Annotated in this window: 14 protein-coding genes; 7 read left to right on the top strand and 7 right to left on the bottom strand. The window is 53.6% G+C overall.

The window, feature by feature from the left end; all coding sequences use genetic code 11:
• Nucleotide 1 precedes the first annotated feature (1 nt).
• From ftsL to leuO, 7 genes are all read right to left on the bottom strand, one after another.
• The gene (ftsL, locus tag MKleb_RS04510; RefSeq protein WP_002888550.1) at nucleotides 2-367 is read right to left on the bottom strand and encodes a cell division protein FtsL; all 366 of its coding nucleotides are present in this window, start codon (nucleotides 365-367) and stop codon (nucleotides 2-4) included.
• Nucleotides 364-1305: a 16S rRNA (cytosine(1402)-N(4))-methyltransferase RsmH gene (gene rsmH / locus MKleb_RS04505; RefSeq protein ID WP_004098579.1), complete on the bottom strand. Its 942-nt coding sequence runs from the start codon at nucleotides 1303-1305 to the stop codon at nucleotides 364-366. Before rsmH ends, ftsL begins: the two co-directional genes overlap by 4 nt.
• Nucleotide 1306: 1 nt before the next feature.
• On the bottom strand, nucleotides 1307-1765 hold the full coding sequence (gene mraZ, locus MKleb_RS04500; RefSeq protein WP_009654608.1) for a division/cell wall cluster transcriptional repressor MraZ: 459 nt from the start codon (nucleotides 1763-1765) through the stop codon (nucleotides 1307-1309).
• A 626-nt stretch (nucleotides 1766-2391) separates the two neighbouring features.
• Nucleotides 2392-3396: a catabolite repressor/activator gene (cra, locus tag MKleb_RS04495; RefSeq protein WP_004098577.1), complete on the bottom strand. Its 1005-nt coding sequence runs from the start codon at nucleotides 3394-3396 to the stop codon at nucleotides 2392-2394.
• A 180-nt stretch (nucleotides 3397-3576) separates the two neighbouring features.
• Nucleotides 3577-4068, bottom strand: coding sequence for an acetolactate synthase small subunit (gene ilvN / locus MKleb_RS04490; protein WP_004098573.1), 492 nt, complete (start codon nucleotides 4066-4068; stop codon nucleotides 3577-3579).
• A 2-nt stretch (nucleotides 4069-4070) separates the two neighbouring features.
• Nucleotides 4071-5795 (bottom strand): acetolactate synthase 3 large subunit, encoded by a 1725-nt coding sequence (gene ilvI, locus MKleb_RS04485; RefSeq protein WP_025106489.1) that lies wholly within the window; start codon nucleotides 5793-5795, stop codon nucleotides 4071-4073.
• 391 nt (nucleotides 5796-6186) lie between these two features.
• On the bottom strand, nucleotides 6187-7155 hold the full coding sequence (gene leuO, locus MKleb_RS04480; protein ID WP_086073947.1) for a transcriptional regulator LeuO: 969 nt from the start codon (nucleotides 7153-7155) through the stop codon (nucleotides 6187-6189).
• Between the two features lie 603 nt (nucleotides 7156-7758).
• Between leuO and leuL the strand changes: the two genes are divergently transcribed.
• From leuL to MKleb_RS04445, 7 genes are all read left to right on the top strand, one after another.
• Nucleotides 7759-7845, top strand: coding sequence for a leu operon leader peptide (leuL, locus tag MKleb_RS30280; protein WP_009654551.1), 87 nt, complete (start codon nucleotides 7759-7761; stop codon nucleotides 7843-7845).
• Nucleotides 7846-7940: 95 nt separating this feature from the next.
• Nucleotides 7941-9512 (top strand): 2-isopropylmalate synthase, encoded by a 1572-nt coding sequence (gene leuA, locus MKleb_RS04470; protein ID WP_004098567.1) that lies wholly within the window; start codon nucleotides 7941-7943, stop codon nucleotides 9510-9512.
• Complete coding sequence (leuB, locus tag MKleb_RS04465) at nucleotides 9512-10603, top strand: 3-isopropylmalate dehydrogenase (protein ID WP_025106488.1); 1092 nt, start codon at nucleotides 9512-9514, stop codon at nucleotides 10601-10603. Before leuA ends, leuB begins: the two co-directional genes overlap by 1 nt.
• A gap of 2 nt (nucleotides 10604-10605) precedes the next feature.
• The gene (leuC, locus tag MKleb_RS04460; RefSeq protein WP_025106487.1) at nucleotides 10606-12006 is read left to right on the top strand and encodes a 3-isopropylmalate dehydratase large subunit; all 1401 of its coding nucleotides are present in this window, start codon (nucleotides 10606-10608) and stop codon (nucleotides 12004-12006) included.
• A 10-nt stretch (nucleotides 12007-12016) separates the two neighbouring features.
• Nucleotides 12017-12622 carry a 3-isopropylmalate dehydratase small subunit gene (leuD, locus tag MKleb_RS04455; RefSeq protein ID WP_014227913.1) on the top strand — a complete coding sequence of 202 codons (606 nt, stop codon included), beginning with the start codon at nucleotides 12017-12019 and terminating at the stop codon, nucleotides 12620-12622.
• A gap of 403 nt (nucleotides 12623-13025) precedes the next feature.
• Nucleotides 13026-15059 (top strand): oxidoreductase, encoded by a 2034-nt coding sequence (locus MKleb_RS04450; RefSeq protein WP_025106486.1) that lies wholly within the window; start codon nucleotides 13026-13028, stop codon nucleotides 15057-15059.
• A gap of 10 nt (nucleotides 15060-15069) precedes the next feature.
• Nucleotides 15070-15933, top strand: coding sequence for a shikimate dehydrogenase (locus MKleb_RS04445; RefSeq protein WP_025106485.1), 864 nt, complete (start codon nucleotides 15070-15072; stop codon nucleotides 15931-15933).
• Nucleotides 15934-15938: the final 5 nt, after the last annotated feature.

The following is a 15938-nucleotide window of genomic DNA, read 5'->3' as shown; positions in this document are numbered from 1 at the left end:
CTTATTTCTGTACAACGATATTTTCTTGTGATGGATCGACGTGCTGCATCTGCAGCTTCTCGGTCGCGATCCGCTCAACCCGACTGTGATCGCCGAGAGCATTTTCTTCGAGGATCAGGTTGCGCCATTCAATATCCAGCGCGTCGCGTTCCAGCACCAGCTGTTCGCGCTGCGCGGTTAAGAGGCGAGTATGGTGCGCCGTTGTCACCACCGTAATCGCCGTAATAATGATGCAAATGAACAGGCAGAGTGGCAGCTTCCCAAACCGCAGAAGGTCGTCTCCGATCACGCCAGGCAAAGCATGGCGCTCGTTGCTTCCTATCGACCCTTTCACCTTGCTTAGGGCTTCTGTCACTCTGCCGATCATGCGTTCGTCCTCTCTGCAATACGCAGAACTGAACTACGGGCACGAGGATTTTCAGCTACCTCTTTTTCGCCCGGCATCAACTTGCCTAATGCTCTTAGCTCACGGCCGCCCAGTTTTTTAAGCTGCTCTTCGGTCATCGGTAACCCTGCCGGAACCTGCGGACCACGGCTTTGCTCGCGCATAAAGCGTTTCACAATACGGTCTTCCAGCGAGTGGAAACTGATGATTGAGAGCCGCCCGCCCGGGGCCAGCACGCTGAGCGAGCTTTTTAGCGCCTGCTCTATCTCCTCCAGTTCACTGTTCACCCAAATGCGCACCGCCTGGAAGGTACGGGTCGCGGGATGTTTGAATTTATCTTTCACCGGCGTCGCCGCCGCAACGACCTCCGCCAGCTCTTTGGTACGCGTCATCGGTTCCACGCGGTTGCGTTCGACGATGGCGCGGGCAATGCGTTTACCAAAGCGCTCTTCGCCGAAGGTTTTGATGACCCAGGCAATATCGGCTTCGTCGGCGGTTTGTAGCCATTCAGCGGCTGACTGGCCGCGCGTCGGATCCATGCGCATATCCAGCGGACCATCGCGCATAAAAGAGAAGCCACGTTCAGCGTCATCCAGCTGCGGTGAGGAGACGCCAAGATCGAGCAGAATACCGTCGATCTTGCCGGTTAGATTGCGCTCGCCAACATAGTCGGCCAGCTGAGAAAAAGGACCATGAACGATGGAAAAGCGGGGATCATCGATAGTTTTCGCGACGGCGATAGCCTGCGGGTCGCGATCGATCGCCAGCAGGCGTCCCTCCGCTCCCAGCTGGGAGAGAATCAGGCGCGAGTGGCCGCCGCGGCCAAAGGTACCATCAATGTAGATACCGTCAGGACGAATATTCAGGCCGTTAACGGCTTCATCCAGAAGTACCGTAGTGTGTTTATAATTTTCCATCATTTTACAAAGACAAATCCTGCAGGCGCTCCGACAGTTCCCCGGAAGCGGACTGCTCAGCGTCGATATCTTCCTTGACCCGTTGATACCAGGTCGTTTCGTCCCACAGCTCAAACTTATTGAACTGCCCGACCAGCATCACTTCTTTTGTCAGCCCGGCGTGTTGCCGCAGCACCGGGGCGATTAATAGCCTCCCGGCGCTATCCATCTGACATTCGCTGGCATGTCCCAGAAGCAAACGCTGTACGCGCCGCTCGGTGGGGTTCATGCTCGATAAACGCGATAATTTTTGCTCGATGATTTCCCATTCAGGCAAAGGGTAAAGCAGCAGGCACGGGTGATGGATGTCAATGGTGCATACCAATTGACCGGAAGCGTTCTCGATCAGCCCGTCGCGGTAGCGCGTCGGTACGGCCAGACGGCCTTTACTGTCGAGATTGACTAACGTTGCCCCACGGAACATGCCAGCCTCACCCCTTTTCGCCACTTTACCCCACAAATTCCCACAAGAAGGAGTTTACGGAGCGGAGGAAAAGCTTGTCAAGCCAGCACGGATGCCAACAGAGCTCAAAAACCCATTATTTACAGCCGATATTCGCCCTGAGGAAAAATCAACCAACAAACGAGGCAAATTAACGTTATGAATATCGGTAAGAAAACAACCAACAAACTTGTAACAGTTAAAGCAGCAAAATATCTTCGAAGGGAAAATATAAAGTGTCAGTTTGCGACGCGAGCGGCATTTTAGGCCATTCTGATGACCGTTAACAGCACCAGTTTTCACAGGAGAGGCACTCTTACTGCGGGGTACAGCGCTTATCGCTACCATAATAGCGAGGAAATGAGTGTTAATTCAGCAACTCACCCGCTGAATGTAACAAAATAATACAAATAAATACGCTAATCCTTTTATGGGCTAATTAAACCGTGGAATAAATGGCACGAAGAATAAAATTAAAAGAGATGTCAGGAAGATTAAGGATTTGTCTGAAAGATCCTTAACCCTGCAATTTTTACGTCATCTCAGCGGATTATCGCCAGACGCGTCTCCGTCTGGCGAATGCTCTACGAATAATCCTGGTCACGCGCTTAGCGGCGATTCAGGCTGCCGCGACGATAAAGATTGCGCCGGATACGGCTTAACCCTGGTTTCGGCTTACGCGGTTCATCAAGGCTGGCGAGCACGATCTCCAGCACGCGCTCCGCCACGTCGCGGTGGCGCTGGGCCACGGCTAAAACGGGACACTGGAGGAAATCCAGCAGCTCATTATCGCCAAAAGTGGCAATAGCCAGCTCGGAAGGCAGCTTCCCTTCCCGGCGCAGCGTGACGTCCATCACGCCCTGCAGCAGCGGAAACGAAGTCGTAAACAGCGCCTGAGGCATTGGATGCGTTTCCAGCCACTTTTCAAAGAGCTGCGCCGCGGCTTCGCGCTCGTAGCTGTTTGCATAGAGGAAATGCACCTCTCGCGGATCGTCCTTCCATGCCGTACGGAATCCCTGCTCGCGCAGGAAGCTCACCGAAAGCTCCGGCAGCGCGCCAAGGTACAGCACCGTTTCAGCCGGAAACTTACGCAATTCCGCACCGAGCATTTCAGCATCGTCCTGATCGGCGCCCACCACGCTGGTGAAGTGCTCTCGATCGAGCGCGCGGTCGAGCGCGACAATCGGGAACGGATCGTTAGCCCAGCGCTGATAGAACGGATGTTCAGGCGGTAATGAGGTGGAAACGATTATCGCGTCGACCTGACGCTGCAGCAGATGCTCAATGCAGCGCATTTCGTTATCCGGCTGATCCTCGGAGCAGGCGATCAATAGCTGATAGCCGCGCTGGCGCGCCTGACGCTCCAGGTAATTAGCGATGCGCGTATAGCTGGTGTTTTCCAGGTCCGGGATAACCAGACCAATGGACCGCGTACGTCCTGCACGCAAGCCTGCAGCAACCGCATTCGGATGATAGTTGTGCTCACGAACCACCGCCATCACCTTTTCAACAGTTTTATCGCTAACGCGATACTGCTTCGCTTTCCCATTAATCACATAGCTAGCGGTCGTTCGCGAGACACCGGCCAGCCGGGCGATTTCATCCAGTTTCACAATTGCCCCTTGGGTAATAAGTACAGAACATAACCATTCTTCAGGTATGGATTCGTTTTTATAACATCTAAGCGCAGAAAAGTAAGCGCAGCAACCGCTTTAGTCCACAGTTCCCACCGATTTCGCAAAAAAATAGCCCGACAGGCTGTGTCGGGCTATTTTTACGTCGGTTTAAGCGGCTCAGCGCATGATTTTGTCGCCGCGCGACAATCCGACTACGCCCGAGCGGGCGACTTCAACAATTCGCGCCACGTCGCGCAGCGAAGCCAAAAACGCATCCAGCTTATCGCTGGTTCCCGCCAGCTGAACGGTATAGATAGACGGCGTGACGTCGATAATTTGCCCACGGAAGATTTCCGTATTGCGCTTGACCTCATCGCGTCCATAGCCGCTGGCCTGGACCTTCACCAGCATAATTTCACGCTCAACGTGCGCGCCTTGTCCGAGCTCGTTAACGCGCAGCACGTCTACCAGCTTGTGCAGCTGCTTTTCTATCTGCTCAATCGCTTTCTCATCGCCAACGGTTTGAATCGTCATTCTGGATAACGTCGGATCGTCCGTCGGCGCAACCGTCAGGCTTTCAATATTATAACCGCGCTGTGAAAAGAGGCCGATCACGCGGGATAGCGCGCCCGATTCGTTCTCCAGTAATACTGATAATATCCGGCGCATAATCAGGTCCTCTCCGTTTTGCTCAGCCACATCTCGTCCATACCGCCGCCGCGAATCTGCATGGGGTATACATGCTCACTGCCGTCAACCGTTACATCAACGAAAACCAGTCGATTATTACGCACCTGCTCCAGCGCCTCAGCGAGCTTCGCTTCCAGCTCCTGCGGGTCGCTGATACGAATCCCCACGTGGCCGTAGGCTTCCGCGACGCGAGCAAAATCAGGCAATGACTCCATATAGGATTGTGAATGACGGCCAGAGTAAAGCATATCCTGCCACTGCTTCACCATCCCGAGGTAGCGGTTATTGAGGTTCAGCACCAGCACCGGCAGCTCGTACTGCAGCGCGGTGGAGAGCTCCTGAATATTCATCTGGATGCTGCCATCGCCGGTCACGCAAATCACCGTTTCTTCCGGCAGCGCCATCTTCACGCCCAGCGCGGCGGGAAGGCCAAATCCCATCGTTCCCAGACCACCTGAGTTGATCCAGCGCCGCGGTTTGTCGAAAGGATAATAAAGCGCCGCGAACATCTGATGCTGACCCACATCGGACGTCACGTACGCATCGCCGTGCGTCAGCCGCCAGATGGTCTCAATTACCGCCTGCGGTTTAATCTTGCCGCTTTGCGTGTCGTACTGCAGGCAATGACGCGCGCGCCACTGCTCAATCTGCTGCCACCAGTCGCGGATTTCATCCAGCGGCTGCTGAGTCTCTTCATGGTCGAGCAGTTCCAGCATCTGTTCCAGTACCAGGCGGGCGTCGCCAACGATAGGCACGTCGGCAGGAACGGTCTTGGATATCGAAGTGGGATCGATATCAATATGCAGCACCGTCGCGTTCGGACAGTACCTGGCCAGATTATTCGTTGTACGATCGTCGAAGCGCACGCCAACGGCGAAAATCACGTCGGAATGGTGCATGGTCATATTGGCTTCATAGGTCCCATGCATGCCCAGCATCCCTAACGCCTGCTGATGCGAGGCAGGGAAGGCGCCCAGCCCCATCAGCGAAGACGCCACCGGCAGCTTCAGTTTCTCAACCAGCGCAAATAGCTGCGGTTCACACTGCGCGTTTATTGCCCCGCCACCGACGTAAACCACCGGTTTTTTGGCCGCCACCAGCGTCTGCAGCGCACGTTTAATCTGCCCTTTATGACCCGACGTCGTCGGATTATAAGAGCGCATGCTGACCGTATCTGGCCAGGCGTACGGCAGTTTTTTCGCCGGATTGAGAATATCTTTCGGTAGATCCACGACGACCGGGCCGGGACGCCCGCTGGCCGCCAGCCAGAACGCTTTTTTCAGCACGCCGGGAATATCTTCGGTTTGCTTAACCAGAAAGCTGTGTTTTACCACCGGTCGGGAGATCCCCACCATGTCGCACTCCTGGAAAGCATCGTAGCCAATTAAGGACGTCGCGACCTGACCGGAAAGAATCACCAGCGGAATGGAATCCATATAAGCCGTCGCAATGCCGGTAATCGCGTTAGTCGCCCCCGGACCCGAGGTCACCAGGACTACCCCGACCTCGCCCGTTGCGCGCGCAAGGCCATCCGCCATATGCACGGCAGCTTGCTCATGGCGGACCAGTACGTGATCGATTCCGCCAAGGGTATGTAACGCATCATAGATATCGAGGACCGCGCCCCCGGGATAACCGAACACCTGCTTGACGCCCTGATCGACCAGCGACTGGACGACCATTTCGGCTCCTGACAACATCTCCATGGTTTGCCTCCCGGCTTATAGTTTTTAACGACAGCGGAATCCGATTTCCGCGCGCTCGCACAAGACGAAGCGCAAAAGCTTCGTCCTGAGGTGAATAGACTGCATGCCGTTACCATAACTGCTCGCTAACGGGCAGGCAATTGGCGACCGTCGGCACCTAAGAGGCATTAAAAGGATAAAAGAAAGGTTCGCAGCTAAAACACGGTGAAAAACTTCGGAGATAAGAAAATATGATAGTCAATGCTCGGGGAAAATAACCAACTACAGCAAATCATCCATTTTTTAACGGGCAGCGCCGGGGGCGGACAAGCGCAAACAGAATAAAATTCTACGTTTAGTGATTTTTGTCACACAAAGCAGGAGCCGAAGCCCCCGTTTGTATCGCGACCGTTTAGCGCTGGCAGATATTGACCAGCAATTCTTCCATCCACTGATGCCCTTTATCACGGCCCGCCGCTTCATGCCATGAAAGATAGCAGGTACGGCTATTCACTTTCAGCGGCAACGGTAATATTTGCAAATCCAGCTTATCGGCAAACTCGCTGGCTAACCAGCGCGGTGCGATAGCAACCATATTGGTCTGGGAAACCACATTTAATACGCTGACCATCGCGTTACCTTGATAAGCAATACGCGATTGTTTATCCGCGGTGTCATACCACGGCTGGCTAAATGAAGCGTAGCGATCGAGCGCGACAACCGCGTGCTCCTCCTGATAAATATCATTTTCCATCATTGGGCCAGAAATACGCGGATGTTTCCGGCTCGCCACCAGCACCATTTCATCTTTAAATAAAGGCACGCAGGCAAACTCAGGGCGACGAAACTCTTCATAACCAATAACGAATTCAATTTCCTGATAACGTAATTGATGTTCCGTGTTTTGATTCAATGCCGATTTAAAGACCAAATGAATGTTGGGCGCAATCTCGCCAACTTTATTGAAAATAACCGAAGTCAATGCATTATCCAGCGGGCTGCAAACGCATAAATTAAAGACCCGCTCGCTGCTGAGCGGCTCGAAGCCCGAGCCCGGCAACTCGTTCTGCACTAATTGTAATGCCTGTCGTACAGAACCAAATAGCTGATAAGCACGCGCCGTTGGCTGGATGCCGCGCCCATAACGAACAAACAGCTCATCATTAAACATCACTTTCAGTCTTGATACGGCATTGCTGACCGCCGGCTGCGACATCCCCAGGGAATGTGCCGCACGGGTGATATTTTGTTCCTGCATTACCGCATCAAATACGGTTAACAGATTCAGGTCGACCATTCTCAGCTGAGGTTTTGCGTTTTCCACCTCTGAGTCCGGCTTATATTCAGTATTTTCTTTTAACATATTTAACTCCACTGTCACGCTAAATTCCCTTTGCCAAAGTGCAGTAATTAATTCTGAAAATATCATTTACCATGCATATGACATTTACAAAAGGGCAAAGATGAATTTTAGGAATATATTAAGGTTATGAGTGGCGACGAAAATTCTGCGGTTGAACGTACTCGCAACCCCCTAACCATATTGTTTACTTGATAAAACCAAGTGTACCCATAAATATCAAAAATAAACAATAACAGCAGCGGTTAACTATAATTTAAGCACTATTACAATATCGGTTTAAGCTGCCCTTAACATTCACATTTTATTATCATTGATAATTCCCCCTTACAAACATGGACACATTCAGCAAACAAATAAATTCAGCTATTTCATTAAGATATGATTCTGGCCAGGCGCGCTATCCTTGCGGCTCTCAGCGAAAATCAAAATTATCAAATAGTGAAAATATCTCAACATGCGCTGATGTCCTAAAAAGGATCATCGGCAAAAAAGCGCGATCGTCAGCACAATTAGCTAATTCTTCTCGCGGGTAAAAAGACCTTTTCTTCACCCAAGGGTTGACATCAAACCCCATATCCAGTAACTCTAAATACATAACGATTTCATCTGGAGCATGACGCAATGATTCGCAGCATTCGCTTTCTCAGCCTACTACTACTAAACGCATCCATTTTGCGCGGTAGGCTGTTGGGCGACGTTCATCGTTAAGTCATCTTCCAGCAAGACTATAAAACCCGCGCCAATGCGCGGGTTTTTTTATGCTCGTAAGCAAGGCGCCAGGACACAGACCAAGGATCTAAACCATGAGCCAGCAAGTCATTATTTTCGATACGACCTTACGCGACGGTGAACAAGCGTTACAAGCCAGCCTGAGTGTGAAAGAGAAACTGCAGATTGCTATGGCCCTGGAGCGGATGGGCGTTGACGTCATGGAAGTGGGCTTCCCAGTCTCGTCTCCAGGCGACTTTGAATCCGTGCAAACCATCGCGCGCACGATCAAAAACAGCCGCGTTTGCGCCCTGGCCCGCTGCGTAGAAAAAGATATCGATGTTGCAGCAGAATCATTAAAAGTGGCGGAAGCGTTCCGTATTCACACTTTTATCGCCACCTCGCCGATGCATATCGCCACCAAGCTGCGCAGTAACCTGGATGAGGTTATTGAACGTGCCATCTATATGGTGAAGCGCGCACGCAACTACACTGACGATGTCGAGTTTTCCTGTGAAGACGCTGGCCGTACGCCGATTGCCGATCTGGCTCGCGTCGTTGAAGCCGCGATTAATGCAGGCGCAACAACCATCAATATTCCGGATACCGTCGGCTACACCATGCCGTTCGAATTCGCCAACATCATCACCGGTTTGTACGAACGCGTGCCTAACATCGACAAGGCCATTATCTCCGTCCATACCCATGACGACTTAGGCATCGCGGTCGGTAACGCCCTCGCAGCGGTCCACGCCGGCGCTCGCCAGGTTGAAGGCGCGATGAACGGTATCGGCGAACGCGCCGGCAACTGCTCGCTGGAAGAAGTGATCATGGCGATTAAAGTGCGCAAAGACATTATGAATGTGCACACCCGCATTAATCACCAGGAAATATGGCGTACCAGCCAGACCGTCAGCCAGATTTGCAATATGCCGATCCCTGCCAACAAAGCTATCGTCGGAACCGGCGCCTTTGCCCACTCTTCCGGTATTCACCAGGACGGCGTGCTGAAGAATCGCGAAAACTACGAAATCATGACGCCGGAATCTATCGGCCTGAACCAGGTGCAGCTGAACCTGACCTCACGCTCCGGCCGCGCGGCGGTGAAACACCGTATGGAAGAGATGGGCTATAAAGACACCGACTACAACATGGACCATCTGTATGACGCGTTCCTCAAGCTGGCGGATAAAAAGGGCCAGGTATTTGACTATGACCTGGAAGCATTAGCCTTCATTAATAAACAGCAGGAAGAACCGGAGCATTTCCGCCTGGATTACTTCAGCGTGCAGTCCGGCTCCAGCGATATCGCAACCGCCTCCGTGAAGCTGGCATGCGGTGATGAAACAAAAGCTGAGGCCGCCAACGGTAACGGCCCGGTGGACGCCATTTATCAGGCCATTAACCGCATCACCGGCTATGAGATTGAGCTGGTCAAATATGACCTCAACGCCAAGGGTCAGGGTAAGGATGCGCTGGGCCAGGTGGACATCGTGGCGAACTACAACGGCCGCCGCTTCCACGGCGTGGGTCTGGCGACGGATATCGTGGAATCTTCCGCGAAAGCCATGGTTCACGTCCTGAACAATATCTGGCGCGCCGCTGAAGTCGAAAAAGAATTGCAACGCAAAGCTCAGAATAAAGAGAACAATAAGGAAACCGTGTAATGTCGAAGAATTACCATATTGCTGTTTTACCAGGTGATGGTATTGGCCCGGAAGTCATGAACCAGGCGATGAAAGTACTGGAAGCCGTTCGCCACCGTTTTGATATGCGCATTACCACCAGCCAGCACGACGTCGGCGGTGTCGCCATCGATCGTCAGGGCACTCCCCTGCCGCAGACTACCGTCGAAGGCTGCGAACAGGCCGACGCGATCCTGTTTGGCTCCGTTGGCGGACCGAAATGGGAGCACCTGCCGCCCGCGGAGCAGCCGGAGCGCGGCGCGCTGCTGCCCCTGCGTAAGCATTTCAAATTATTCAGCAACCTGCGCCCGGCTAAGCTGTACCAGGGCCTGGAAGAGTTTTGCCCGCTGCGCGCCGATATCGCCGCTAACGGCTTCGACATTTTATGCGTCCGCGAACTGACCGGCGGCATTTACTTCGGCCAGCCGAAAGGCCGTGAAGGCAGCGGCCAGCATGAGAAAGCGTTCGATACCGAGGTGTATCATCGCTTTGAGATTGAGCGTATCGCCCATATTGCGTTCGAGTCCGCCCGCAAGCGTCGCCACAAAGTGACCTCGATTGATAAAGCGAACGTGCTGCAGTCTTCTATTTTGTGGCGTGAAATCGTTAGTGAAGTCAGTAAGCAGTATCCTGACGTTGAGCTGTCGCATATGTATATCGACAACGCCACCATGCAACTGATCAAAGATCCGTCCCAGTTTGACGTCCTGCTGTGCTCCAATCTTTTCGGCGACATCCTGTCTGACGAATGCGCCATGATTACCGGTTCAATGGGCATGCTGCCGTCCGCCAGCCTCAACGAGCAAGGCTTTGGTTTATATGAACCCGCAGGCGGCTCCGCGCCGGATATCGCCGGTAAAAACATCGCTAACCCCATCGCGCAGATCCTCTCCCTGGCGCTGCTGCTGCGCTATAGCCTGGATGCCGATAACGCGGCAACCGCGATTGAAAATGCGATCAACCGCGCATTAGAAGAAGGCGTACGCACCGGCGATTTAGCGCGCGGCGCGACGGCGGTCAGTACCGATGAAATGGGCGATATCATTGCCCGCTATGTCGCTGAAGGGGTGTAATCATGGCGAAGACGTTATACGAAAAGTTGTTTGATGCTCACGTGGTTTATGAAGCGCAAAACGAAACCCCGCTGCTGTACATTGACCGTCATCTGGTTCACGAAGTGACCTCGCCGCAGGCGTTTGACGGTCTGCGCGCCCACAAACGCCCGGTACGTCAGCCGGGCAAAACTTTCGCCACGATGGATCACAACGTTTCGACGCAGACGAAAGACATTAACGCGTCCGGCGAAATGGCGCGTATCCAGATGCAGGAGTTAATTAAAAACTGCAAAGAGTTCGGCGTGGAACTGTACGATCTGAACCACCCTTTCCAGGGCATCGTCCACGTGATGGGGCCGGAACAGGGCGTCACCCTGCCGGGTATGACCATCGTCTGCGGCGACTCACACACGGCAACCCATGGTGCATTCGGCGCGCTGGCCTTCGGTATCGGCACCTCTGAAGTCGAACACGTCCTGGCTACGCAGACGCTGAAGCAGGGTCGCGCTAAAACCATGAAGATCGAAGTCAAAGGTAAAGCGGCTCCGGGCATCACCGCCAAAGACATCGTTCTGGCGATCATCGGTAAAACCGGCAGCGCCGGCGGTACCGGGCACGTTGTTGAATTTTGCGGCGAAGCCATTCGCGATTTAAGCATGGAAGGCCGCATGACCCTGTGCAATATGGCTATCGAAATGGGCGCGAAAGCAGGCCTGGTCGCGCCTGACCAGACCACATTTGATTACGTGAAAGGCCGCCTGCACGCGCCGAAAGGCAAGGATTTTGACGAAGCCGTCGCTTACTGGAAAACCCTGACCACCGATGATGGCGCGACATTTGACAGCGTTGTCACCCTGCAGGCGGAAGAGATTGCCCCGCAGGTCACCTGGGGCACCAACCCAGGCCAGGTCATCTCCGTCACCGATATCATCCCGGACCCGGCATCATTCACCGACCCGGTAGAGCGCGCGAGCGCGGAAAAAGCGCTGGCCTATATGGGCCTGAAATCTGGCGTACCGTTAACCGACGTGGCGATTGATAAAGTCTTTATCGGCTCCTGCACCAACTCGCGTATCGAAGACTTACGCGCGGCGGCCGAAATCGCGAAAGGCCGCAAAGTCGCGCCGGGCGTTCAGGCGCTGGTCGTGCCAGGCTCTGGTCCGGTAAAAGCGCAGGCCGAAGCCGAAGGCCTGGATAAAATCTTTATTGAAGCCGGTTTTGAGTGGCGTTTACCCGGCTGCTCCATGTGCCTGGCGATGAACAACGACCGCCTGAACCCGGGCGAGCGCTGCGCCTCCACCAGCAACCGTAACTTTGAAGGCCGTCAGGGCCGCGGCGGGCGCACTCACCTGGTCAGCCCGGCCATGGCAGCCGCGGCGGCCGTTACCGGTCATTTCGCCGATATCCGTAGCTTGAAATAAGGAAACCATCATGGCAGAGAAATTTACCCAACATACCGGCCTGGTGGTTCCGCTGGACGCCGCGAACGTCGATACCGATGCAATCATTCCAAAGCAGTTCCTGCAGAAAGTCACGCGTACCGGTTTTGGCGCCCATCTGTTTAACGACTGGCGCTTCCTGGACGACAAAGGCGAACAGCCTAACCCGGAATTCGTGCTGAACTTCCCGGAATATAAAGGCGCCTCTATCCTGCTGGCGCGGGAAAACTTCGGCTGCGGCTCTTCGCGCGAGCACGCGCCGTGGGCGCTGACCGATTACGGTTTTAAAGTCGTCATCGCGCCGAGCTTCGCCGATATCTTCTACGGCAACAGCTTTAACAATCAGCTGCTGCCGGTCACCCTGAGCGAAGCGCAGGTCGATGAGCTGTTTAAGCTGGTCCACTCTCAGCCGGGCATTAAGTTTGAAGTCGATCTGGAAGCCGAAGTGGTTAAAGCAGGCGATAAATCTTACAGCTTTAAAATTGACGCTTTCCGCCGCCACTGCATGCTGAACGGTCTGGACAGCATCGGCCTGACTTTGCAGCATGAAGAGGCGATCTCAGCCTATGAGAAAAAACAGCCGGCCTTTATGAATTAAGGCAGCCGCCATGTATATCTCAGCCCGGACCGCGATCTGGGCTTTTTTTTCGCCGGTAAAAATGAGATCTGGCGCACATATATCAATATTCGTCGCTATAACGGGGCGACATTTTCGCCGCGATAAAAATAAATCATTATCAATTGGGCATCTATTCAATCATTCCCCTACTCTTTTTGTGTCATTCCACAAGTACAAGTAAAAAATCGATTGAAATATTTAAGGTAAAAACACTAATGTGTAAATAAATTGTTAATCCCATAGAATCACGCTATAGCTCCGCGCAAAAAAAAGCATTATTTTTCTATTAAACGCCTCGTTATCTTTCCCCACAGAGAAATATTAACTTTGGACAGGCCAGAATCGCCGTAAAAGGCTATCAGGCATCCAGTGGAGAGAGCATATGAGCCACTATCCCCATCTTTTTTCCCCGTTGACCATTAACGGAATGACAATAAAAAACCGCATCATCATGCCGCCAATGGGCACTAACCTGGCGAGCCTGAACGGGGAAGTCACGCAGGAGCAGATTGACTACTATGAGCTACGCGCGCGGGGCGGCACAGGACTCATCACTATCGAGAATATTTGCATCGATTTTCCTTTCGCCTCTAACGGCACTACGCAGCTGCGTATCGATAACGATCAATATATTCCGCGCCTGTTCAAATTAACCGAAACCTTACATAAACACGGCGCCTGCGTCAGTATTCAATTAAACCACGCCGGCGCGTCGGCCTATGCGTATCGCCTGAACGGCGAAATGCCGCTGTCTTCTTCCAGCACGCCGTCCAAAAAGAACGGGAATATTCCCCGCCCGATGACGCACGATGAGATATATCATGCCGTCGATAAATTTGGTGACGCGGCGGAGCGCGTTCGCCGCGCTGGATTCGACTGCGTGGAAATTCACGCCGGCCACTCTTATTTAATTAGCCAGTTTTTATCACCGCTGTTTAATAAGCGCACCGATGAATTTGGCGGCAGCGTAGAGAATCGCGCCAGAATATTAACCCTAATCGTCGATAAGGTACGGGCCTGCGTAGGCCCGCGTTTTCCGGTCAGCCTGCGTATTAGCGCCGATGACTTTCTGAAAGGTGGAAATACGCTCGAAGACTCCTTGCGGATCCTCGAACTGTGTCAGGAAAAAGTGGATATTATCAACGTCTCCGCCGCGCAAAACGACAACCTCAATTTCCAGATTGACCAGATGTCTCTGGAAGATGGCTGGAAGCGCTACCTCTCGCGCGCGGTACGCGACAAATTCCACAAGCCCACGGTGATTGCCGGCAACATCCGTACCCCGAAAGTCGCCGAAGATATTATCGCCAGCGGCGATGCCGACCTGATTGCCATTGGCCGCGGCCTGATCGCCGAGCCGGAGTGGGTGCAAAAAGTTCAAAGCGGCAACGAACGTTTGATGCGGAAATGCATCTCCTGCAACATTGGCTGCGCGGATCACCGCATCGCCCGCTCCCGCCCTCTTCGCTGCTCGATCAACCCGGATATCATCCACGGCGACGCGTATAAGCAGCAGCGCGTGATCCGCGATACCAACGTCGTGGTCATCGGCGCGGGTACGGCGGGAATGGAAGCGGCCTGCACCGCGGCTGAAGTCGGCTGCCATACCTGGCTGCTGGAAGAGAAGCACAGCATCGGCGGACTGGCCAGCGAGATCTCCCTGCTGCCGGAGAAAAAGCGTATCGCTGATTTTCCGCAGTTTATGAAAAACCGTATCGCCTCGCTCGATAACCTGATGCTGCAGGTCGGCAGACGCGCCACAGTGGCGTCCGTTTCCGCTCTTCGCCCGGATTTAATCGTCAACGCCACCGGTTCAGTGCCCCTGCTGCCGCCCATTGAAGGACTGCGCGAGAACATCGATGTCGAAGGCGGGAACGTCTTCTCCATTACCAACATGATTCATCATCTGGACCAGTTTGCCGATGCTACAGGTAAACGCATCGCCGTCGTCGGCGCAGGCGCCGTGGGTCTGGACGTCATCGAGTACTTCTCCGCGCGCGGTGCCAGCGCCGTGCTTATCGAGATGCAGGACGCGCCGGGTCGCGATCTGGACATCATTACCAAAAACGCCATGTTGACCATGCTGGATGAACATCACGTGGAACAGCACATGCGCACGCAGCTGGTTGCCGTCACCCCGACGCATTTCACCGTTAAAAACGCGGATGGCACCTTCGACATTCCTTTCGATTACGGCTTCGTCTGCCTGGGAATGCGCGCCAACACCGCCGGTCTCACTGAGATTGAACAATGGGCCAGAGCCAATAACGTAAAAATAATGAACATCGGCGACAGCCTGATGGCCCGGCGAATCATTGATGGCGTGCGCGAAGGGCGCAACGTGCTGGACACCCTCGAAGATATGGGGGCTCTCGGCAACCGCGAATCGACAAAAATTCCATTTCTAACATATTGAGGATTTTATCATGGCAGAACGTATTACCGGACACACCGAGCTTATTGGCCTGATTGCGACTCCGATTCGCCACAGCATGTCGCCAACCATGCATAACGAAGCTTTTGCTCATCTGGGGCTGGACTACGTTTACCTGGCCTTCGAAGTCGGTAACGAAGAGCTGAAAGACGTGGTACAGGGCTTTCGCGCGTTAAAACTGCGCGGCTGTAACGTCTCCATGCCGAACAAAACGGAGATTTGCCAGTATCTGGACAAGCTCTCGCCGGCGGCAGAACTGGTTGGCGCGGTGAATACCGTGGTGAACGACAATGGCGTACTGACCGGCCACATTACCGATGGCACCGGCTATATGCGCGCGCTCAAAGAAGAGGGCATTGATATCATCGGCAAAAAAATGACCGTTCTGGGCGCTGGCGGCGCGGCAACCGCGCTCTGCGTTCAGGCCGCGCTCGATGGCGTCAAAGCGATCTCCATCTTTAACCGCAAAGATAAGTTCTTCGCCAATGCAGAACAGACCGTCGCCAAAATCCGTAATAACACCAACTGCGAGATCCACCTGTTCGATCTGGACGATCATGACAAACTGCGCGCGGAAATCGACAGCAGCGTCATTCTGACCAACGCCACCGGCGTGGGTATGAAACCGTTTGAAGGCCAGATGCTGCTGCCTGATGACAGCTTCCTGCGCCCGGATCTGATCGTTTCTGACGTGGTCTATAACCCGCGCAAAACTTATCTGCTGGAAGTGGCCGAGAAAAAAGGCTGCCGCACCATCAACGGTCTGGGGATGATGCTCTGGCAAGGCGCGCGCGCTTTTGAAATCTGGACGGGCAAAGAAATGCCGGTTGAACACATCAAAAGTATCCTGTTCTAAGGATG

It is taken from the genome of Klebsiella sp. PL-2018 (assembly GCF_019048985.1).
In the GTDB taxonomy this organism is placed as follows: domain Bacteria; phylum Pseudomonadota; class Gammaproteobacteria; order Enterobacterales; family Enterobacteriaceae; genus Klebsiella; species Klebsiella michiganensis.
Note: the sequence above shows the minus strand (reverse complement) of the source record. Positions and strands in the feature narration are given on the sequence as shown.